This window comes from Nitrincola iocasae (genome assembly GCF_008727795.1).
Lineage (GTDB): Bacteria > Pseudomonadota > Gammaproteobacteria > Pseudomonadales > Balneatricaceae > Nitrincola > Nitrincola iocasae.
On sequence record NZ_CP044222.1, the window covers coordinates 3,569,253 to 3,590,473 of the forward strand.

Annotated in this window: 15 protein-coding genes; 7 read left to right on the forward strand and 8 right to left on the reverse strand. The window is 50.3% G+C overall.

What is annotated here, in order from left to right; all coding sequences use genetic code 11:
• Positions 1-55 precede the first annotated feature (55 nt).
• The 3 genes from F5I99_RS16510 to F5I99_RS16520 form a co-directional block, all read right to left on the reverse strand.
• Positions 56-1,714, reverse strand: a complete 1,659-nt coding sequence (locus F5I99_RS16510; protein ID WP_151057907.1) for a putative bifunctional diguanylate cyclase/phosphodiesterase — start codon at positions 1,712-1,714, stop codon at positions 56-58.
• A gap of 97 nt (positions 1,715-1,811) precedes the next feature.
• Positions 1,812-2,468 (reverse strand): fumarylacetoacetate hydrolase family protein, encoded by a 657-nt coding sequence (locus tag F5I99_RS16515; protein WP_151057910.1) that lies wholly within the window; start codon positions 2,466-2,468, stop codon positions 1,812-1,814.
• A gap of 20 nt (positions 2,469-2,488) precedes the next feature.
• Entirely contained in the window at positions 2,489-3,691 is a 1,203-nt protein-coding gene (locus tag F5I99_RS16520) for an MFS transporter (protein WP_151057912.1), read from the reverse strand.
• A gap of 94 nt (positions 3,692-3,785) precedes the next feature.
• Between F5I99_RS16520 and F5I99_RS16525 the strand changes: the two genes are divergently transcribed.
• Complete coding sequence (locus F5I99_RS16525; protein ID WP_151057914.1) at positions 3,786-4,661, forward strand: LysR family transcriptional regulator; 876 nt, start codon at positions 3,786-3,788, stop codon at positions 4,659-4,661.
• Here the strand turns inward: F5I99_RS16525 and F5I99_RS16530 are convergent.
• The 3 genes from F5I99_RS16530 to F5I99_RS16540 form a co-directional block, all read right to left on the reverse strand.
• On the reverse strand, positions 4,658-7,381 hold the full coding sequence (locus tag F5I99_RS16530) for an EAL domain-containing protein (protein WP_191905878.1): 2,724 nt from the start codon (positions 7,379-7,381) through the stop codon (positions 4,658-4,660). The two genes, F5I99_RS16525 and F5I99_RS16530, sit on opposite strands and share 4 nt — an antisense overlap.
• 77 nt (positions 7,382-7,458) lie before the next feature.
• Positions 7,459-9,093 (reverse strand): GGDEF domain-containing protein, encoded by a 1,635-nt coding sequence (locus tag F5I99_RS16535; protein WP_151057918.1) that lies wholly within the window; start codon positions 9,091-9,093, stop codon positions 7,459-7,461.
• A 2-nt stretch (positions 9,094-9,095) separates the two neighbouring features.
• Complete coding sequence (locus F5I99_RS16540; RefSeq protein ID WP_151057919.1) at positions 9,096-10,631, reverse strand: bifunctional metallophosphatase/5'-nucleotidase; 1,536 nt, start codon at positions 10,629-10,631, stop codon at positions 9,096-9,098.
• A 275-nt stretch (positions 10,632-10,906) separates the two neighbouring features.
• On the opposite strand from F5I99_RS16540, the gene serA reads away from it, so the two are divergent.
• Positions 10,907-12,139 carry a phosphoglycerate dehydrogenase gene (gene serA, locus F5I99_RS16545; RefSeq protein ID WP_151057921.1) on the forward strand — a complete coding sequence of 411 codons (1,233 nt, stop codon included), beginning with the start codon at positions 10,907-10,909 and terminating at the stop codon, positions 12,137-12,139.
• A 23-nt stretch (positions 12,140-12,162) separates the two neighbouring features.
• Here the strand turns inward: serA and F5I99_RS16550 are convergent, their stop codons facing one another.
• Positions 12,163-13,176, reverse strand: coding sequence for an alpha/beta hydrolase (locus F5I99_RS16550; RefSeq protein ID WP_191905879.1), 1,014 nt, complete (start codon positions 13,174-13,176; stop codon positions 12,163-12,165).
• A 236-nt stretch (positions 13,177-13,412) separates the two neighbouring features.
• Here F5I99_RS16550 and F5I99_RS16555 point away from each other — a divergent pair, with 236 nt between their 5' ends.
• The 3 genes from F5I99_RS16555 to F5I99_RS16565 all read left to right on the forward strand — a co-directional run bounded on the left by F5I99_RS16555 (position 13,413) and on the right by F5I99_RS16565 (position 18,590).
• Complete coding sequence (locus F5I99_RS16555; RefSeq protein ID WP_151057925.1) at positions 13,413-15,590, forward strand: malate synthase G; 2,178 nt, start codon at positions 13,413-13,415, stop codon at positions 15,588-15,590.
• 230 nt (positions 15,591-15,820) lie between these two features.
• Positions 15,821-18,031, forward strand: coding sequence for a 5-methyltetrahydropteroyltriglutamate--homocysteine S-methyltransferase (gene metE / locus F5I99_RS16560; protein WP_151057927.1), 2,211 nt, complete (start codon positions 15,821-15,823; stop codon positions 18,029-18,031).
• 115 nt (positions 18,032-18,146) lie between these two features.
• Positions 18,147-18,590 carry an NUDIX hydrolase gene (locus F5I99_RS16565; protein ID WP_151057929.1) on the forward strand — a complete coding sequence of 148 codons (444 nt, stop codon included), beginning with the start codon at positions 18,147-18,149 and terminating at the stop codon, positions 18,588-18,590.
• Between the two features lies 1 nt (position 18,591).
• Here the strand turns inward: F5I99_RS16565 and F5I99_RS16570 are convergent, their stop codons facing one another.
• A complete protein-coding gene (locus F5I99_RS16570; RefSeq protein ID WP_151057931.1) occupies positions 18,592-19,458 on the reverse strand; it encodes a DMT family transporter in 867 nt (288 codons plus the stop codon).
• Between the two features lie 110 nt (positions 19,459-19,568).
• On the opposite strand from F5I99_RS16570, the gene F5I99_RS16575 reads away from it, so the two are divergent.
• Both F5I99_RS16575 and F5I99_RS16580 read left to right on the forward strand, forming a co-directional pair.
• Positions 19,569-20,501, forward strand: a complete 933-nt coding sequence (locus F5I99_RS16575) for a LysR family transcriptional regulator (protein WP_151057933.1) — start codon at positions 19,569-19,571, stop codon at positions 20,499-20,501.
• Between the two features lie 69 nt (positions 20,502-20,570).
• The gene (locus F5I99_RS16580) at positions 20,571-21,212 is read left to right on the forward strand and encodes a 2OG-Fe(II) oxygenase (protein ID WP_151057935.1); all 642 of its coding nucleotides are present in this window, start codon (positions 20,571-20,573) and stop codon (positions 21,210-21,212) included.
• Positions 21,213-21,221: the final 9 nt, after the last annotated feature.

Below are 21,221 nucleotides of genomic sequence, written 5' to 3' on the forward strand. Positions count from 1 at the left end.
TAGCGGCTCAGACCGGTAGATGACTATTCTGCATCAGCACCGAAAAAGCAGTACTTTAGTACTGCTTCGCAAGTTTAAAATCAGAGAGTCGGGTACGAAAAGCAAAAGCCGACTCAGGTGCCGCATAAAGATAACCCTGATAGGTATGGCAGCCTAACTTGGCCAGGCTTTGGCGCTGCTCAGGCGTTTCCACTCCTTCAGCAACCACTTCCAGTCCGAGGCTTTTCGACATAGCTATAATGGTGTTAACGATCGCCAGATCTCCCGGATCGCCGGGCAGGCCTTTGACAAAGCTACGGTCAATTTTCAGACGATGAAGAGTTAAACGACGCAAGTAGCTGAGCGAAGAATAGCCCGTACCGAAATCATCCAATGCAAGAGTAACCCCTAACAAACGCAGGCGTTTCAATACCCGAGCACTGCGAATAAAGTTCTCAAACAGGTAACTCTCAGTCAACTCCAGCTCCAACCAGCGTGACTCCAACCCAGTCTGGTCCAACACCATACGTACGACATTAACAATATCGCCACTGTTTAGTTGTAGTGCTGACAGATTAACGGACATTTTCAGGAAGTGGCCTTCCTCCTGCCAGATGCGCGCCTGACGGCAGGACTCTTCGAGCACCCAGTGACCTATGGCATGAATCAATCCGGTTTCTTCAGCTATAGGAATGAACTGATCCGGTGGGACTCGGCCTCGTGTCGGGTGATTCCAACGGATCAGGGCTTCAGCCCCGGAAATACAGTTACTCTGCAGATCAATCTGAGGCTGATAGTAGACTTCAAATTCTTCACGCTCCAGTGCACCTCGCAGATCCGTTTCCAGTTCAAATTTCTCACGGTTTTGCTCAGTCATATCGGCTTCATAGAACTGATATCTACCCTGCCCAAGGCGTCGTGCACGTGTCAAAGCAGCATCAGCATGGCGCAACAGCGCATCAGCATGAATACCATTATCCGGAAATAAACTGATACCTACGGTCGATTCCAGATAAATTGTCTTACCCTCCAGCTCAAAAGGCTGTTTCAGGCTATCCAGGATCTGCTGCGCTAACACCTCTATGGGTGGTTCACCCTGAGTTACTTTGACACACAGCAGAAACTCATCACCACCAGCCCGTGCCAGTAAGTCATCTGGCCGCGCTAACAGCTTTAAACGTTCTGCCATCAGCATCAGCACCTGGTTACCCGCATCATGGCCCAGGCTTTCATTAACCACCTTGAAACGACTCAGATTAATAAACAAAATCGCCAATTGCTGATCCTGTTGTTGCGCCACCTGGCTCATACGTTCACACAAACTGTCGTAAAGCTGTGACCAGTTAGGTAGACCCGTCAGTTGGTCATGGTGTACAAGATAATGGATACGCTGTTCAGAAAGCTGCTGCCGTTGATTGGACTGATCCAGTTGCCGCAGCAAAGGACGTATTTTGTAGGTGATAAAAAAGGTTCCAGCGACCAGTATAACCAGCGTCATAAGGATAGAGCTTGCAAAAACCCGATAAGCAGAAAGGGTTATATCCGTCTCAAGTAGGACAGTAGCCTGCGGTAAGCGGTTCATAATCCCCGAGCTTAACTGCGTGGTAATACGCTGCGTTTCATAATAAATTTGAAATACTGCAACCCCACTCAGCAACAGGCCGGTCAGTAAGATACCAACGGCTACAAAGCGTACAATTTTTTGCTGTAAATGCGTTGTTTTCAGCTGTCCCAACGTGCCACTCCGCTTTTTTATCGCACCATAGCAGTTTTAAAGACAGCTGTTAATCTATTATTTCTATGCAATTAGTAGTGGTTTTACGTTTAATTATTTAAACCACCCGAGTTTCAGCTGTAATCACCTGATCCAACTGCAAGCTCAGCTTATCGCCAGAGTTTAATTGCCCCACACCTGCCGGCGTACCGGTTAACACGACATCGCCGGGCAACAAAGTGAACCATGCACTGATATAAGCCAGCAAGGCAGTAACGGGCAGTAGCATCTGCGCTGTATTTCCCTGCTGACGTATCTGATCATTAATCCGCAAGGTCAACTCCAACTGCGTCAGATCGAGGCCTGCTGGAGCAACGAAGGCCGATAAACTGCAACTGCCATCGAATGCTTTGGCCTTCTCCCAAGGCAAGCCCTTCGCCTTGAGGGTCGACTGTAAATCACGCAAAGTTAAATCCAGAGCCAAGCCCACTCCCGCTATAGCCGTCACTACATCGGCTTCACTGGCATGTGTTAAACGCTCTCCAATAAGAATCGCCACCTCAGTTTCATAGTGCAAGCCGCCTCGCCCCTGTGGTAAAGCAATCGGCTGCGATAAAGGGATAATGGCCGTGGAGGGTTTAATAAACAGCAGTGGCTCGTCTGGTACTGGGTTATTCAACTCTTTGGCATGTTCGGCATAGTTGCGACCAATACAGACCACCTTTCCGGCCGGAAGATGAGTTTGTCCTTCAAGAAACTGATGTTGATAATCCATGGGTTCTCCTGTGTGTTAGTTTATCCAGCAAACGCTGAAACACGCCCTGAGCGCTGCCAATAAAGCAGTATCATCGCACAACCCAAGGTGATCAAAAAGATCAATAGTGAGCCAACTACAATGCCTGTCCAGCCCGCCAGTTGCCAGAAAGGATGTAGATAAAAGCCCCCCACACTGGCACCGACATAATAAAACACCAGATAAAGTGCCGATGCACTGGCCCGTGCCTTGACGGCCTGCTGACTAACCCAGCTACTGGCTACGGAATGGGTTAAAAAGAATCCAAAGCTATTAATAAAAAAACCACAAATAATAGCGGGTAAGCTGCCAACCAGGGTCAGCAACGTGCCCAGCATGAGTACAACTATGCCAAGTGCCATACACAGAGGTGCTGTAAAGCGCCGACTCAAACGCCCGGAAATCAGCGAGCCAAAGGTTCCGGTCAGATAGGTCAGAAACAGCAACCCGATCCAGGTGGCTGAAAGGCTAAACGGCTCTGCTGCCAGCACAAAGGTAATATAAGTATACTGATTCAAAAAAATCAGGAAGTTTAATCCCCCCACAAGGTAAGCAATAAACAGTACGGGATTACGCAGATGTCCCAGCAAGTCCAACAGCATGGATTGAGGCCGAAATGCCACTGGATTGAAATGGCTGGACGACGGCAATAAACGGATAACCAGCAACAGGCCCAATGTACTGATTACCCCCAATAACAGAAAAACTTCAGACCAGCCCAACCAATCACCTACAGCGCCAGCCAACAATCTTCCGGTCACACCACCGAGTGAATTGCTGGCAATATAAAGACCAACAGCGGTCAGCAATGCCGGTCGACTAAATTCATCGCCCATATAAGCAATGGCCACCGCAGGCACCCCAGCCAGAAAAAAGCCCTGCAGAGCACGCAGCCAAAACAGCGAGCTATAGTTATCGACAAACCCCAGCCCCAAGGTTGTCAGGGCAACACCCGCCAGGGTCAACAACAAGATGCCACGACGACCCAGAACATCCGATACCGGCCCATACACCAATAACGACAAGCCCAGCACCAGCGTAGCAATAGTATAGGCATGGCTGATCTCCAGCTCAGTTCGGCCAAGACTGTCTGCCAGCATCGGCAGTAGTGGCTGCATGCCATGTAAATTGGCGAACACAATAAAGGAGGCGAGGCACAAAGCCAACGTTGCACGCCAAAAGTGAGGACTAGTAGTTTCGATCATGATGCTTACCTGTATTAATCTAGATCTAGCTTAGCAGTGGCAATGACATCATAAAAATATATACTAATGATAAATACGATAAGAGAAATTGATAATGAATCTAAAACACCTACGCTATTTCGTCCGGGTCGCCGAGCTGAGCAGCTTTACAGCGGCTGCCGAGCAGCTGAACCTGGCCCAGCCGGCGGTCAGCATGGCGATCCAGAAACTGGAGCTAACCCTGTCCATCTCTCTGTTCCATCGCCATGATCGCCAAATCAGCTTAACTGACGAGGGTAGAGAACTGCTGCTGCACGCACGTCGAGTTTTGATGGCTGCGGATGAAGCCGAACTGGCCATGCAGGAACTCAGTGGCCTGAAACGTGGGGAAGTTCGCATTGGTATTCCCGGTATGCTGGGATCTTATTACTTTCCCCCGATTCTAATGGCCTTTCGCCACCGCTATCCGGATCTGCAAATCTCTGTCATTGAAGCGGGTACACGCAAGCTGCAACAGATGCTGCTCAGTGGCGAAATTGATATCGGTGTGATCGTTGAGGACTCACCGACCAATGAACTAGAGCTCTGCCCATTTCTAAATGAAGAAATGATGGTGGTGATGGCAGATGATCACCCGCTTGCAGCCTGTGAGAGCATAACATCCGAAGATTTTTTTGCTCAGGAGCTGGTGTTGTTTAAAGAGGGGTATTTTCATCGTGAAGTGATCAACCGGCTACTACAAGAAACAGGATTACAGCCGCATATCGGTTTCGAGACCAATCTAATTCCATTAATCAAACAGATCGTCAAACAGGGATTTGGTATTTCGACACTACTGCAGATGGTCATCCGGGATGAGCCGGCCTTGGTTGCCAGACCCTTTTCTCAGCCGGTATTACTGGATCTGTCGCTGGCCTGGCGCAAAGGTGGGTATTTATCCCGTGCCAACCAGACCTTTATCGAATTTCTGGCCGATCAGATTCGGGATTAAGTACAGGGTAGTAGAGCGCTTTCCTGCCAACGCATCAACCAATCCTGAACTGGCGCGGGTCGACCGTAGAAATAACCCTGAAACAGAATAGTCTCGCTTCTGGCCTTAAGAAACTCAGCCTGTTCAAGTGTTTCTACACCCTCAGCGACCACCTGCAGATGCATCTTGTCAGCTACCGCCAGAATGGCCTCTATTAATGCAGCATCGTCAGGGTCTTGTGGTGCATCCTGGACAAAACTGCGATCAATTTTAATTTCACTGACTGGCAAGCGCTTCAAGTAGGCCAGCGATGAATAACCAGTACCAAAATCATCAATAGAGAAGCGCAACCCTAACTGCCTTAGCTCCTGCATTTTGGCAGATACGCTATCAATGTTATTAAGAAACAGGCCCTCTGTAACTTCCAGCATCAGTTGTGCCGGGTTAACATCCTGCTGTTCCAGCACCATTTTCATCCAGGGTACAAAGCCCTGAATACAGAAATGCCGCGGACTGATATTAACGGCCAGGTGCAACGTTATTCCCAAAGTTTTAGCTTGTTGTATCAGACTGCAGGCCTGGTCCATTACCCAAATATCCAGATCTACTATCAGATTGGATGATTCGGCGATAGGAATAAAATCAGCCGGTGAGATCATACCCAGTTCCGGATGTTCCCAGCGTAACAGCAGTTCCGCTGCACATTTACTGCCCTGGCCATCAAACTGCGGCTGCATGAATAGGCGCAGTTGATTTTGTTCCAGAGCACGACTCAGGTCACGCTCCAGACGGAAACGGTATCCGGCAGCTTCACTCATGGGGGATTCAAAAAAGATTAGTTGTCCTCCCCCTTCCAGGCGTGAGTGAGTCAGCGCCATACTGGCGCGCTGAAACACTAACTCAGCGGTAATCGAGTCATCCTCTTCCGGAAAACGTGTCACACCGGAACTGATGGATATACTGACGGGTTCATCATCGATCAGAAAAGGAGCTTCAAAAATCTGATTGCAAAGATCGGCCAAGGTTATTTCCAGGGCGGTAACCGGCATCTCAGGCAAGCGTTCAGACTGCACCAGGATGGCGAATTCATCGCCCGCGACTCTGGCAACCTGTACCTGAACACCAAAGAACTGACACTGACTGAGCCGCTGCCCAACTGCAATCAGCAATGCATCGCCAAAACGGCTACCTCGCGCATTATTGATGGTTTTAAAGCGATCAATATTCAACAGAATCAGTAATGCTGAATAGGGTTGCTCAGCACTGTCCTGCAACACATCTTGAAGCTGCTCCTGCAACCAGGCGCGGTTAGGAATTTTTGTCAGTGCATCATTAAAAGCCAGCGACTCAATATGTTGCTCATACTCGACCTTTTCTGTCACATCCTGAACAGTACCCAACAAACGCACCATCTCTCCGCGAGAGTTGCGAATGACATGCAGTTTTTCATGCAGCCAACGCACATCACTACCCAAGCGTACCCGGTAATCCAGCTCGTAGTCCTGCCCGGCCAGAGCCAGATCCCAGGACTGCTGAGTTTCGTCTATATCTTCCGGGATAATCTGCGCCATAAAATCATCAATACGTATGCTTTGGTCTTCAGACAGACCAAACATCAGACGCATTTGCTCAGTACAGTTAAACAGTCCCGATTCAGGATCATAATCCCAACTACCGATACAAGCGACATGCTGGGCATGATTTAACAGCAACTCATTCTCACGCAACTGCTCTGTAATTTGCTGATTGCGTTGCTGAGTCACGGCCAAATGCTGATTTTTATGTCGAAGAATTAGAATGCTGGCAATGAGAAAAGCGGCGGCCCCAGTTAACATCAGTGCCCAATATAGCTGCCACTGCGCCCAAATCTCCTGCAGCGTGAAAGTCGGTTGCTGATCAAAAGGTGGCAGTCGCAAATCACGCAGCAGCCGGTCTATCCCGCGATAATCGCCAGGAATGGTAAAGCCGGCAATCCCCAACTGCCGCGCAACCTCGCTATTTGCAGGCAGACTGAGCAAACTAGCCGTTACCTGGCGCACCACGTCCGGCGCCGTATGCGGCAATGCCGCAACGGGCCATTCTGGATACAGACTCGTCGATGTCATTAATGGGTAGCCCGGCTGCTGCTGGGATCCAATCAGTTTATAACTGCCAACATCAAGCAGTCCTTCAGCCTGATACTGTTCCAACACACCCGCACGCATAAAACCGGCATCAGCCTCACGTGACATCACTGCATTGATGACGGAATGTAGCGGCAGCCCGGTTTCCAACAATTCGATATCATCAGTTGGGCTGATGCCTAAGTGTTTCAGCTCAACCGCCTGCATCTGAAAGGCGGCTAATGACTGACGCGACACAACCGCTATACGCTTTCCTTTCAGATCAGATAGCTGACTCAAGTCGGAACGGTCTGCGCGACTGAAGATAGTACCGGCAAACTGACTGACAATCTGGCCCTGTTCATTGTTCAGTAGCGTCGCCAACGGTGATGACAAACCATAACGATAACTGTAAAGCACATAAAGCGATGGATTGGTAAAGATAAAGTCCAGCTCCCCTTTATCCAGTGCTGCATCCAAAGCCTGCAGATCCAGCACAACCAGTTCAAACGATAGTGCTGACGAGGACTGCTGATTGAGATAATCAATCAATGGCTGCCAGCGACGAGCCATAATGTCCTGGTCATCCACCAGTGGCATGCCGATCCGATAGACTTGCTTAGCTGATTCCTCTGGCATCTGGCTGACCTGGGCCTGTAACTGACTGCCCAACAAAGCAAGGATGCAGAGACATAACAACACAATCCACTTCTGCACTAGGCATCTATGCCACATTGTTTTTCCACCATACAGTTACGTCCTTTGGCTTTAGCCTCATAAAGCGCAGCGTCTGCCAACCCTATCAGAATATCTGCCGAGGGCATATTCTCACCATCGCACCCAGTAATACCTATACTCAGAGTCAGGTATTCAGCTACCAAACTCCCTTTATGTTCAATATCCAATGCACTGGTTTCTGCCAATATTTCCGAAGCCAGAAGTCGTGCTGCGGTAATATCTGTTTCCGGCAAAATACACACGAATTCTTCACCGCCGTAACGTGCCACAAAATCCTGGCTACGACCCACCACTCTCCGCAGCAAGTCAGCCACTTGCCGCAAGCACTCGTCACCCGCCTGATGTCCATATAAGTCGTTATAGTTCTTGAAGAAATCCACGTCAATCATTAATACACACAAAGGCAGGTTACGCTCACGACACAAGTTCACCAAACGCTCCAACTGGTGATCAAATCCGCGTCGGTTACTAATGCCTGTCAGTCCATCTGTGCGTGAAAGTGCCTCCACACGGTTATTCTGCTCACTAACCTGCTTGGCATAGAAATTAAATGCCTTAGCCAATTCGGTAATTTCATCACGTCCATCGATGTGGATTTGCTCAGGCTGGCTACCAACCTGATCCATTACCAAGGTTTTCAAACGTTGCAAGCGGTTGATTACCTGAATTTTGATACACCAGATCATAGCAAGCAAAAACACCAGAACCAGTAATGACAAAACGCCAACCCAGTAGGTCTGACGTTCCAGTGTTTCCGACATAGCGTTTACATTCTGTATCAACCGGGTTTGTTTCTGTAAGGTGGTATACTCAGCCTCAGAACCAAAATCTTGCACCATGCTGCGGATAAAACGGGTCCGCCCCGTTACCCGTCCATTAATACGCAATTGCTCTGAACGTAATGCAATCAAACCGGTTTCATCCAGCAACAACAAGGATAAACTGTCTTGCAGCGTCATCGCATTGGTGCGCAGACTAACATCCAAGGTGTCCAGCAGGGCCCCTTGTTTGCTTAGATCGCTACGGATCAACTCAGTCAATTGACGCATGTCATCCAGTCGATTCACACTTTGCACCTGTCCGGCACGAACTATAATACTGGAAAAGTTTAGCGCCCATTCTGGAAAAGCATGCGAATCACGTGCGATGACTTCCGCCTGATCATAAAAGCGATAAATTTCCTGCGATACATGGCTGATGGCCTGCTGATAGTATAAGTGCTGCTCAATCAACTCATTCAGGTGCCGGACTTCACGCTGGATGACATCAAACTTAAGCGCTAACTGTTGATTCTGCTGTTCACTAATCAAGAGCTGGATATCTCGGATTTTCTGCTCTATATCACCATATGCCAAACGACGCATAGCCTGACTTTCAGCTCTGGATAGGTGCTCTGTCAGATAAGGCAGTTCTTTTACCTGGGTATCCAGCATGGCAGACTGACGTATTTCAGGTAAGGCCGTAGAAACAATACTGGTGAGCAAATTTTCAAAGGTTGTAGATCGATAAAATGCAATAGCTGCCATAACCAGAAACAGCATCAGAAAGATGATTAATGCCGCCGTCAGCCGGATCGCTATACTATGACCAAGGCGCATCGCAGGCAAACTCATGACTACTGAACATCTACCAATCGCCCCTCAACAGTGGGTGCCAGTTTGTGTGTTTCTTGTACATGATCCATCAGAATATCCGCGACTAAGCGTGTCATCTGACCCGAGTAACGTAAATGCGGCTGATCAATGAACATTTCAAACCCGTCTCCACCCGTAGCAAGAAATTCGCGTGTAGCCAAACGGTACTGCTGGTTTATAGCTAATGGCTGTCCGGCAATATTCACTTGTTGGACTCGCTGCCCTACTGGGCGACTGAAATCATAAGTTACCTGCATCCCGGAGACATGCGGAAAACGGCCTTTGATCTCCTCGACCTGACTGAAACCGTTTTCCAGTGCAGCCAGCAACGTAGCACCGCTCACATCGATCAATACGATCCGATCACGAAACGGCACTTCACGCATGATATCCCGGCGTGTCAGGCGGTCACCAACTTCATAACGCCGCTCACCGCGAATAAAACCGCCATTAATAAGGCCAATATCAGCGCCTGCATGAGCACGAATTACATCAGCCAGAAGATTACCCAATGGATTTTCTGCCGTCCTGACATCAGCCTGATAGGTAGCAAAGGACGTCATTACCTGGCCGATTTCTTCGTTGAGCAGGAGTTCAAGACGTTGATGATAATCACCCACTTGCTGGGTCACATACGAATCAGGCTCATAGCCATTCATACTCTCTGCATGCCATTCCAACAACATCGACTCTCCTGAAGCAGCCGCCAGATTCAGGTCAACCACAGCTACTTGATCACCTTCCGTCACCCAGATATGGTTTGGGTGCATACTATCAAGTCGATTCTCAGCCAGCAGAAGATGCTCATCTTTGCCCAGTGCCAGATCAATCACGCCGTCATGCAGCAACTGATCCAGTTCAGTAAAATAGTCCAGATAGTCTCGGTAGCAGCAGGAGTAGGTCAAAATGATCCGGTCGGCTCCCGCCGCCCGTAACTGTTCAGCCCGCGTGATGATACTCTGAACAGGATCCAGTACCTCTACCCGTTGCAGGTTATATTCTTCATGGGTAATCGGTGGGATCACAGCAATAAAACCCAGAGTTATCCCATATTGCTGCACCAATAAGGAATTACTGATGCCATCAAGATTATTGCCCGTCAGTGGGTCATACAAATTGGACGCTATCACTGGAAAGGCTGCCTCATAGGCGCGCAAAGATAGCTCATCTTCACCAAAGCTGAATTCACGTTTGCCAGCGACCATCGCCACCGGTTCCAGCGAGTTGAGCAAATCAATGATATGCGCTCCCCTATCCAGAGATGACATGGCACTGGGTGCCAGCCCACCTCCACCAGAGATAAACAACACAGGCACAGGCTCCGCACGGTAGTGGTTGAGCAAGCCAGCCAACCTTGGATAACTGCCTTTCTCCTCACTGTCCATCTCAGTCATTTCACTGACATACACTAGTCTCAGGTGGTTATCCTGAGCAACCAGTGATGTGGGAAGCAGCAGCACAGCCACAATAATACAGGCTGATAATCGCTGACATAACACGCTGATATTGCTCAACATTACGCTCTCCTTCGGAAGCTGGCTCGGGCTGTTACTTCAACCCGGCTGGCATGCATAGTTTCAGATTACTGCATCGCGGAATAAAAAGCTAAAAACAGCACTCTTAACAGGGATTTTTCTGCCCGAACCTGCATCAGTCTGATTCAACATGCGATGAATATTTAGATGATTCATCTATGCAGATCAACGCCCACACTTTGTCGCTAATGTGATAATATGCGTCGCCTGACATTAAATGGCGATATTTTTTTCGCAAAATTCTGTGAGTTGCCAACATGAGTAAGACCACGTCTCTGGACAAAAGCAAGATCAAAATTCTGCTACTTGAAGGTGTGCATCAGTCTGCCGTCGACACCTTTAATGCCAACGGCTATACCACTATTGAAACGCACAGCGGTTCACTCTCGGAAGATGAGTTGATCGAGCGTATCAAAGATGTGCACTTTATTGGCATCCGTTCTCGTACCCAATTAACCGCAAAGGTTTTTGCAGCCGCTGAAAAACTGGTTGCGGTAGGCTGTTTCTGTATAGGTACCAATCAGGTAGACCTCGCAGCGGCAACTCAATCCGGTATTGCGGTGTTCAATGCACCTTACTCCAATACCCGCTCTGTTGCTGAACTGGTTCTGGCTGAAGCCATCCTGCTGATGCGAGGTGTTCCGGAAAAAAATACCTGCGCACATCGGGGAGAATGGCAAAAAACAGCTAAAAACGCCTACGAAACTCGTGGCAAAAAACTAGGCATTGTTGGCTATGGCAGCATCGGTACACAATTGAGCATTCTGGCTGAAGGCCTGGGGATGGATGTGTACTTTTATGATGTGATCACCAAACTACCACTCGGCAATGCTAAACCGGTCAGTTCACTGTTTGAGCTGCTCTCCATCAGCGACATCGTCACACTGCATGTTCCCGAGCTACCTTCAACGCGTAACATGATGGGTGCAGCCCAGTTTGCGCAGATGAAACAGGGCAGCGTATTTATGAACGCCTCACGTGGCAATGTTGTTGATATCGATGCCCTGTGTGAGGCACTGGAATCCGGTAAACTGCTAGGTGCTGCTATCGATGTATTTCCAGTTGAACCCCGCAGTAACAATGATGAATTCATCAGCCCATTGCGTCGTTTCGACAATGTGATTCTGACACCTCATGTGGGCGGATCCACCATGGAAGCTCAGGAAAACATCGGCTATGAAGTGTCCGAAAAACTGATCACTTACAGCGACAATGGCTCATCAATCACCTCAGTCAACTTCCCGGAAGTGGCACTGCCAGGTCACCCAGACAGCCACCGCCTGCTGCATGTACATCAGAACATTCCCGGTGTTTTGTCACGAATCAACAGCATTTTCTCAGACAACGACATCAATATACTAGGGCAATATCTGCAAACCAACGAAAGCGTTGGTTATGTAGTTATCGATGTAAATGCCGATTACTCGGCCTTGGCACTGGATAAGCTCGCCAGCATCGAAGGCACAATTCGCTGCCGCCGTTTATTCTGATCGCTGCTCTGATAGCAGCCACTTCAGCGCCGTATTACGGCTGCTGAAGGGGCTGCTTTATATGTCCTGCATGAGCCCAGAAACTCATCAATATGGGCAAACACCTTATCCCGGTACTCATCGGACTCATTCACCAATTGATGTCTGGCATCACGCACTAAACGCAATTCAGCCGCCGGACAGAGCTGGTCCAGCACCGCTACATTGTAACGCCAGTTCACTGTTTTATCGTCCGTTCCCTGAATAACCATCAGGCGGTCTGAGCAGGGGCCAACCTTTTCAATATCGGCCACCCACTTGAGCATGGAGCCTATCCAACTGATCGCCATATAGCGATGCTGTAATGGATCACGAGACTCACGAAAGTGTAGAAAATCGGCATCATGTGAATTGCTACTGAAGCGTCGACGCACACGGCGCAAGCACCAGTGCATCGTTTTATAAACACTGCGGATATAATAATAATCCACTGGCCGGATGAGTGGAGCCAGAAATACCGAGCCAGCAAGCGCCCAGCGTCGCTTTTGCTCCCGATCCGACTGAATCAAAAGCGTCAGAATGATAGCGGCTCCGGTGCTTTGCCCCATCATCACTACAGGCCCCTTAAATAACGGTGTATAGTTATTCAACACCTGCTGCAATTGGCGCACATACTGATCAAATCCATTGATACCCAAGGGTTCGCCAGCAGATAAACCATGCCCCGGAAGATCATAGGTAAGGACATTCCAACCGCGCCGCAACAGGTGATCAATCAGCCCACTGTACATACCGGAATGATCTGTATAACCGTGCATAAGCACAACGGTGCCTCGCGCAAAGCGCCGCCGAAAATATTGTAGAAACAGACGTGTGCCCACTATCCATTCAGTACCTGCAGAATATTCAACCTCATCAGGTAAGCAAGTAAAGCCATAATGGGCATAATACTGGCGCAGATGCACATCACAGAGAGTGACTTGTTCCGGATCGAATGCTTCAAGTTCATTTTGCAAAGCAAGCACCCAATCCTCATCCAGAACCGGGGGTTGTTCCAAGAGCCTATCCATACTTTTTATCGGTGTCATATCCATGTTGCGTTGCATTATTCTAAATTGTCTATCTAATGATTGCACCCAAAGATGACAGTTTCACTACAGTCAGTCTTAGACCCTTCGCCTAGGGACAAACCCGCCATTTTGCGGTATGGTACCGTTGCATTTTTGTTATTAACCGTTACCCGAAGCGCCTGCCTGGTGCCAGTTCGGGACAATAAAAATCTTGAGGCATAACCATGAGCCAGAGGGTTCAGATAGGCGGCCTGCAGGTCGCAGAGAATCTATACAACTTTATTAATCAGGAAGCCCTGCCCGGCACAGGTGTCGATCAACAGAGTTTCTGGCAACATTTTGATGCAATCGTCCACGATCTTGCACCGCGTAACCGTGCACTGCTGGAAAAGCGTGAGCAGATTCAGGCTCAGATCGATGCGTGGCACCTTGAACATAAAGGTCAGCCGCTGGACATGAACGCTTACAAAGCGTTTTTGCAGGAAATAGGCTACCTCCTACCCGAGGGTGAAGATTTCAGTGCCACCACCACCAATGTTGATCCGGAAATGGCCAGCCTGGCCGGACCACAGCTGGTTGTCCCGGTGATGAATGCGCGTTACGCGCTGAACGCGGCCAATGCACGCTGGGGCAGTCTTTATGATGCACTCTATGGTACTGATGCCATCTCTGACGCTGATGGCGCTGAAGTTGGCAACAGCTACAATCCGGTGCGTGGTGCCAAAGTTATTGAATTTGCACGCAACTTCCTTGATGATACCGCGCCGTTGAGCCAGGGTTCACATAAAGACGCCACTGCCTATGCTGTGGTTGACGGCAAACTGCTGGTCAGTTTGCAAGATGGCAGCCAGACAGGTCTGGCCGATGCACAGCAACTGGTCGGCTATACCGGAGACGCTGACAACCCGACCAGCGTTTGCCTGAAGCAGAATGGTCTGCATTTCGAAATCCAGTTTGATCGCGACAGCCTGATTGGTAAAACCGATGCAGCAGGCATCAAAGATGTACTGATGGAAGCGGCTCTATCTACTATCATGGACTGTGAAGACTCCATTGCCGCGGTTGATGCGGATGATAAAGTGGTGGTTTACCGCAACTGGCTGGGTCTGATGAAAGGCACGCTGACTGAGGAGATCACCAAAGGCGGCCGTGCTTTCACCCGTAAAATGAACCCTGACCGCGAATACACTGGAACAGATGGCAACAAGGTGACACTGAAAGGCCGCAGCCTGATGTTTGTCCGCAACGTCGGCCATCTGATGACCATCAATGCGGTACTGGACAAAGATGGCAACGAAATCCCTGAAGGCATGATGGATGGCCTGGTGACCTCGCTAATCTCCATTCATGACCTGAAAGGCAACAGTGAGTTCCGCAACAGCGTTACTGGTTCCATGTATATCGTAAAACCGAAAATGCACGGGCCGGAAGAAGTGGCGTTTGCCAACGAGTTGTTTGCCCGTATCGAAGACGCTCTCGGGCTTGAGCGCTTCACCCTGAAGATGGGCATTATGGACGAGGAACGTCGTACCACCGTCAACCTGAAAGAGTGCATCCGCGCAGCCAAAGAGCGCGTAGTCTTCATCAATACCGGTTTCCTTGATCGTACCGGTGATGAAATGCACACCTCAATGGAAGCGGGTCCAATGCTGCGCAAAGGTGATATGAAAGCCACCGCCTGGATCAAAGCCTATGAAGACTGGAACGTTGATACCGGCCTGATGTGTGGCCTGCAGGGGCGTGCACAAATTGGTAAGGGTATGTGGGCCATGCCGGAACTGATGGCCGCCATGCTGGAGCAGAAGATTGCTCACCCCATGTCGGGTGCCAACACTGCCTGGGTACCCTCACCCACAGCTGCCGCACTACACGCCTTGCACTATCACCAGGTCGATGTATTTGCCCGTCAGGACGAACTCAAGTCGCGTCCGCGCGCCAGCCTGGATGACATCCTCACTATCCCGGTAGCGGAAAACCCCAACTGGAGTGCTGAAGAGATACGTCAGGAGCTGGACAACAATGCCCAAGGTATTCTCGGCTACGTAGTGCGCTGGGTAGACCAGGGTGTCGGCTGTTCAAAAGTACCTGACATTAACGACGTAGGGCTGATGGAAGACCGAGCTACACTGCGTATTTCCAGCCAGCACATCGCCAACTGGCTGCATCATGGCGTCTGCTCGGAAGAACAGGTGATGGAAACCATGAAACGTATGGCCGCCGTGGTTGATCGCCAGAACGCCGGTGATGCACTCTATCGCCCCATGGCTGCAGACTTTGACGGCAGCGTCGCCTTCCAGGCCGCGTGTGAGCTGGTGTTCAAAGGCCGTGAGCAACCCAGTGGTTACACTGAGCCAGTCTTGCACCGTCGTCGTATCGAAGCCAAGGCCAAGTTCGGCGCTTAAGCCAAACCTGTTCCTGACTTTCTGAGTGACCTAAGCCCGCCTATTGGCGGGCTTTTTATGTACAGGATGTACGGTATGCCACGAGCGCATGGATGCGCAGGAGCGGCGTCATTTAAAGTGCAAAAAATTCATGAATTTATAAATATAAATCAATTTTACTAATACTAAATCACTGCTAGAGTTATCCTGAATTTAATTTATCAACAATCTAATTAAATAGGGATATATTCATGATAACACTACACAACCTGGGATTTCCCCGCATAGGGCCCAAGCGCGAACTCAAGTTTGCCTTAGAAGCTTACTGGCATGGCGATCTGGATGCCCATTCCCTGACTGACACAGCCAACCAATTACTCGATGCACAGTTGCAACATCAAAAAAACAGTGGCCTGAGCCTGTTACCTGTCGGTGATTTCAGTCTTTATGACCATGTGCTTGATACCAGCTTCCTGCTAGGCAATCTGCCCAAGCGTTTTCATACCGACCAACCCATCCAGGAACTGGATCAGTATTTTCGCGTAGCCCGTGGCCGCTCTCGCCAGGGCGAGCCGGTCAGTGCTGGCGAGATGACCAAGTGGTTTGATACCAACTACCACTACATCGTCCCTGAATTCGATACCGATACCCACTTCAGCCTGCACGCTGAAAAACTTCTGGCACAGATTGAACGTGCCAAACAAACTGGCTGTGCCGTTAAACCGGTGATACTCGGCCCCCTCACCTATCTTTGGCTGGGCAAGTGTAAAGAGGCGTCGCTGGACAAACTCAATCTGCTACAAAGTCTGGTGCCGGTGTATGCTGAACTCCTGACCGAGCTGAAAAACCTGGGTATCGACTGGGTCCAGGTGGATGAGCCGATTCTGGCACTGGATCTGGAGAGTTCATGGAAAGCCGCCTTTAGCCGTGTATATGACCAACTGGTTGGGCACAGCCCCAATCTGCTGCTAACCAGCTACTTCGGCCCACTGCTCGACAACCTGGAAACCGCTGTATCTTTACCGGTTGCCGGACTCCATATCGATGCTGTTAGAGGAAAAGCCGAGCTACCCAAACTACTGGAGCACTGGCCAGCAGACAAAGTACTGTCACTGGGCGTGATTGATGGACGTAATATCTGGCGCAGCAATATTAACGTACTGCTGAATGAGCTGGCGCCAGTGTATGCGGCGCGTAGCGATAAGCTCTGGCTGGCATTTGCCAGTGAGAAGCTGGATGAACTGGCACTGCTTGGGCGTGCACTCGAACAGGGACCTGACGTCGTGCTGCCCGAGCTCGAAGCCAACGCACGCGCCATCGAAAGCCGCCGCCGTTCAGCACAGGTCACGCAACGCCCGGTACAAGAGCGCCTTGCCAGTATTCAACCGGATCAGTTACAACGCCAGTCCAGCTACCCGCAACGCGCGGCCCTGCAACATGAGCGTTTTCGTTTACCCCTCTACCCGACCACCACTATTGGCTCCTTCCCACAGACAGCGGAGATACGCCAGACACGTCTGAAGTACAAGCAGAAACAGCTATCGGCAGATGACTATGTCAGCGCCATACGCGAGCAGATTGCTTATGCCATCCAGGAACAGGAACACTATGGTCTGGATGTCTTAGTGCATGGCGAAGCTGAGCGCAACGACATGGTTGAGTACTTTGGTGAACAGTTACAGGGGTATGCGTTTACCCGCTTTGGCTGGGTACAATCCTACGGCAGCCGCTGTGTTAAGCCACCGATTATCTATGGTGATGTCTCACGCCCAGTCCCAATGACCGTTGACTGGACAGTCTATGCCCAATCACTGACCCAGAAACTGGTAAAAGGTATGCTGACAGGACCGGTTACCATGCTGCAGTGGGCGTTCGTGCGTGATGATCAGCCACGCCACCAGACCGCTCTACAGATAGCCCTGGCACTGCGCGATGAAGTCCAGGACCTGGAAGCCGCCGGGATTCAGATGATCCAGGTGGATGAACCAGCCTTCCGTGAAGGTATGCCGCTACGTCGTAACGACTGGCAAACCTATCTGCAACAGGCGGTTGAAGCCTTTCGCCTGAGCTGTTCCGGTGCTCTGGATTCAACCCAGATCCATACCCACATGTGCTACTCCGAATTCAACGGCATTCTCGATGCTATTGCGGACATGGATGCCGATGTTATCACCATCGAGACCTCACGTTCAGATATGGAGCTACTGGATGCCTTCGCCAAGTTTGCCTACCCCAATGAGATAGGACCGGGTGTGTATGATATTCACAGCCCCAATGTGCCCGGCGTGGAGCAGATGGTCTCGCTGATGCGTAAAGCCAGTCAATGGATTCCCGCCGAGCGTTTGTGGGTTAACCCGGACTGTGGCCTCAAGACACGCCAATGGAACGAAGTGGCTCCGGCACTGAAAAATCTGGTACAGGCGGCACAGCAGCTGCGCACTGAGCAAAGTACTGCTGCCTGAGGAGTAACGCGGGTTTGCCTGAAGTTGCCGACCTCAGTAGTATCTGTGTCATCCATGTATGAATCTGGCCCGTATGGGTTAGACTCATACAGGATCTGATCAGGAGCTACCAGCTATGCCATTTCATCCCCATGTTACCGTTGCCGCTTTAATCCAACGCCAGGGCCGCTATCTGCTTGTTGAAGAGGGTGATCCTGCCAACCCGGTGTTTAATCAACCGGCCGGTCATATCGAAGCCGGAGAAACACCTGTTGAGGCCTGTATCAGAGAGGTTCTTGAAGAAACTGGCTGGCAAGCCCGCCCAGAACACCTGATTGGCATCTATCTGCTCAACCTGCAGCACAAGGAAAAAATCTACTACCGCTTTGGCTTCAAGGCTGAGGCGCTGGAGCAAATTACAGAACAACTGGACAGTGACATCATCGCTTGCCATTGGCTCACCCTGGCCGAAATCACCCAACTGCAACAGCAAGGCCGTTTGCGCAGTGACCTGGTGATGCAGTTGATTGAAGATGACCTCAAGGGTCGGCAGTTTCCGCTAGACCTGATCCGCAATTAACTCAGACGTGGATTCGATGCCGGTTGCGACGCCCCTGCTGTATGCCAATCATTACTAACGGAATGACAATCATGGCGCTGCCGGTCAAGAACCACAGGTCCGGCTGCTCGGCAAACATCACCCAGCCCAGCACTACCGCCCAGATCAACCCGGTGTATTCAGCGCTGGTCACCTGACTGGCGTCAACCTGACGATAGGCCAGTAACACACTGATATTATAACCCAGGATAAACACAGCAGACCCCAGGGCATTCAGCAGCAGTTGTGTCGTCCATTCAGCCCCTTCCCACCAGGCCATAAACCCGGCAGCAGGCAACAGCAGCAGGTAGTTAAGCAGGAGTTTATGCCCGGTGGATTGTTGTTCTGGCAGCTTGCGCACCAACAGCGCCCCCAATGCCAGCGCCAGCGCAGCACCCAAGGCCGCTAATGCTGCCCAATTGAACTCCACCGGACGCAGAATAACCAGGATACCGGCAAAGCCGCTGAAAACCGCCAGCAAACTCAAGCGTTTCAGGCGCTCGCCAAACAGTACCGCCGACAGCACCATCACCAGAATCGGAGCTGCATAAAATAGCGCATTCGCTGTTGCCAGGGGCAAATGTGACAGGGCAACCACCATACACAGCATACCGCCAAAATGAATATGGGCACGCAGGAAATGTACCCGGGCACCCTTAAAAAACCCTTGAGGTTTAATGCTGAGACAAAAGGGCAATAACAACAGCAGAGTGATCAGACTGCGCAGAAACGCAAACAGAAACACAGCCTCACCCGGCTCCGCCAGTTTGACAAACACATCCGAGATCAACGCCATCGCATTACCGATCACCAGCAAAAAAATGGCGCTATTAACTGTTTTACCTGACATGGGACGACCTTGATAACTCAAATGCTGACTAAAAAATCTGTGTAGAGTCTAAACTTTATTGTTTATCTGATAAAATGATGTTTATTAAATAACTATTAGATAATTCGATAATGAAACTTCCTCCACTCAAAGCACTACCTGTATTTGAAGCGGTTGCACGCCTAAACAGCTTTTCACTGGCGGCCGATGAACTGGCTGTCAGTCAGAGCGCAGTCAGTCATCAAATCAAGCAGCTGGAAACCTATTTGGGTGAGCTATTATTTCAACGTACCGGTCGCTATTTATCCCTGACCGAAGAGGGACGCCAATACCATGAGGCAATCAGTTCTTCATTGTTGCAAATAGAGCGCGCCAGTGAGCAACTATTGGGGCAAGAAGCTGCACGTTTACGCCTATCTGTATACAGTTCTTTCGCCGTGCGCTGGCTGGTGCCACGCTTGCCTGAGCTAAGCCGACAGCACCCGCAACTGGATCTATCCCTGGAAATGATCGGTGAAACCCCACAACTGTCTGACCGGGTTGCGGACTGTTTTATCACCATCCGTAAAACCTCAGCGGCTTATGCCTATGACTTGTTGTACACCGAACGTCTGTTTCCAGTTTGCAGCCAGGAGTATTGGCAAAAAATTTGTCGGGAACAGCAATTGGAACCCACCCTAGACCAACTGGATCCCAAACTGCTAGCGGCTTACCCGCTGCTCTCCACGCATAATATTTTTGATCGTCCAGCCGGGGACTGGGAAGCCTGGTACCAAGCAGCCAACCTGAGTTTGCCAAGCCAACAACGTGTTCAACATTTCAGCCATATACTCTTAGCCCTGGAAGCGGCACGCTTTCATCAGGGCATTGCACTGACCAATGATTACATGCTGAATCCACAGCATGATAGTGAAGGTTTTGTACGCCTGCCCTGCCATCAGCTCTGGACGGGTGATGAATTTTATTTTGCCTGGAAACTGGCGCGACGCCATGAAGTCGGCATCCAGCGCCTACGCCGCTGGTTGGTCAGCCAGGCAATCGACAGCGGTTTGCGTAATGAATGATTAATCTGCGTGACCCGGCGTCCTGTTCCGTGTATAAAGCACAAAATTTCGCCTGATCCGAGGGGCTGCATGTCTGATACCTGCTCTGCGCTTTATGACACCATTGCCGATGCACTCGTTGATCAAGGTTACTATTTCACCTCAACGGCACAGCCAGACTTGCCGACTGCCGCCCTGCAGCAACGCATACAGCAACTGGATGCCGAAGATGCTATGCATCGCGCCGGTATCGGGCGTGATCAGGATCATCAACTCAACAGCAATATACGCCGTGATAAGATCCGCTGGTTACGCCACAGCAATGCCGCAGAAGCCGCCTATTTAGACTGGATGGATGGCCTGCGCCAGGGAATTAACCGGCGTTTATTTATGGGCCTGTTCGACTATGAATGTCACTTTGCTCACTACCCGGTCGGTGCTTTCTACAAACAGCACCTGGATGCCTTCAAAGGACGCACCAACCGCGTATTAACCACCGTGTTTTATTTAAATGACCACTGGCAAAAGGATCAGGGCGGTGAACTACTGCTCTACAATGACGAGGGTGACCACCTGCTGGAACAAGTCTTACCCGAGACGGGTACCTTGCTGGTTTTTCTGAGTGACCGTTTCCCGCATGAAGTGCTCCCTACCCAACGGGACAGATACAGTATTGCCGGTTGGTTCCGGGTAAATAACTCGTTGAATGCCCAGATAGATCCTCCTACCTGATCCCCCTGG

Bases quoted from the DNA above. Each gene is read 5' to 3' on its own strand.
- F5I99_RS16515 (WP_151057910.1), bottom strand. From the start codon at position 2,468: ATGGATTATCAACATCAGTTTCTTGAAGGACAAACTCATCTTCCGGCC.
- F5I99_RS16520 (WP_151057912.1), bottom strand. From the start codon at position 3,691: ATGATCGAAACTACTAGTCCTCACTTTTGGCGTGCAACGTTGGCTTTG.
- F5I99_RS16525 (WP_151057914.1), top strand. From the start codon at position 3,786: ATGAATCTAAAACACCTACGCTATTTCGTCCGGGTCGCCGAGCTGAGC.
- F5I99_RS16530 (WP_191905878.1), bottom strand. From the start codon at position 7,381: ATGCCAGAGGAATCAGCTAAGCAAGTCTATCGGATCGGCATGCCACTG.
- F5I99_RS16535 (WP_151057918.1), bottom strand. From the start codon at position 9,093: ATGAGTTTGCCTGCGATGCGCCTTGGTCATAGTATAGCGATCCGGCTG.
- F5I99_RS16540 (WP_151057919.1), bottom strand. From the start codon at position 10,631: ATGTTGAGCAATATCAGCGTGTTATGTCAGCGATTATCAGCCTGTATT.
- serA (WP_151057921.1), top strand. From the start codon at position 10,907: ATGAGTAAGACCACGTCTCTGGACAAAAGCAAGATCAAAATTCTGCTA.
- F5I99_RS16555 (WP_151057925.1), top strand. From the start codon at position 13,413: ATGAGCCAGAGGGTTCAGATAGGCGGCCTGCAGGTCGCAGAGAATCTA.
- metE (WP_151057927.1), top strand. From the start codon at position 15,821: ATGATAACACTACACAACCTGGGATTTCCCCGCATAGGGCCCAAGCGC.
- F5I99_RS16565 (WP_151057929.1), top strand. From the start codon at position 18,147: ATGCCATTTCATCCCCATGTTACCGTTGCCGCTTTAATCCAACGCCAG.
- F5I99_RS16570 (WP_151057931.1), bottom strand. From the start codon at position 19,458: ATGTCAGGTAAAACAGTTAATAGCGCCATTTTTTTGCTGGTGATCGGT.
- F5I99_RS16575 (WP_151057933.1), top strand. From the start codon at position 19,569: ATGAAACTTCCTCCACTCAAAGCACTACCTGTATTTGAAGCGGTTGCA.
- F5I99_RS16580 (WP_151057935.1), top strand. From the start codon at position 20,571: ATGTCTGATACCTGCTCTGCGCTTTATGACACCATTGCCGATGCACTC.